General features: G+C 23.6%; 1 protein-coding gene. It reads right to left on the bottom strand.

Features of this window, described 5'->3' with window-relative positions; genetic code table 11:
• Nucleotides 1–322 precede the first annotated feature (322 nt).
• On the bottom strand, nt 323–516 hold a 194-nt coding region (locus ABNX05_RS26200; protein ID WP_349662354.1), incomplete at its 5' end, for a hypothetical protein.

The following is a 516-nucleotide window of genomic DNA, read 5'->3' on the forward strand; positions in this document are numbered from 1 at the left end:
TTTTTATGTTTTTTTTTTTTTTTTTTTTTTTTTTTTTTTATTTTTTTTTAATTTTTTTTTTGTTTTTTTTTTTTTTTGTTTTTTTTTTTGTTATTTTTTTTTTTTTTTTATTTTTTTTTTTTTTTTTTTTTTTTTTTGTTTTTGTTGTTGTTTTTTTTTTTTTTTTTTTTTTTTTAATTTTTTTTTTTTTAATATATCTGTTTAGTCTTATATTTTATAACATTCTATTTTTATATTATATATATAATTATGTTTCCCTTCGTAATAGCCAGATTCGGTGCTTAACGCGACGACATTGGCCCCTCCTTCAAGCCGCTCTATCTTAGAGATTTTCATGTTTGTTACTCTTCTTAGAAATCTCCAAAGCAGTTAGTATCTGTAAATTCCACGGTACGTGGAGACCAGAAACATACTTACCTTGAAGGGGGACTATATGATCGACATGGTGTGCCACACCTGTATCTTTAAATAACCGTTTGGCTTCTTGATAAAACCATTCTATTTTATCTAATTGTT

Source organism: Lysinibacillus zambalensis, from assembly GCF_040183165.1.
GTDB lineage: Bacteria > Bacillota > Bacilli > Bacillales_A > Planococcaceae > Lysinibacillus > Lysinibacillus zambalensis.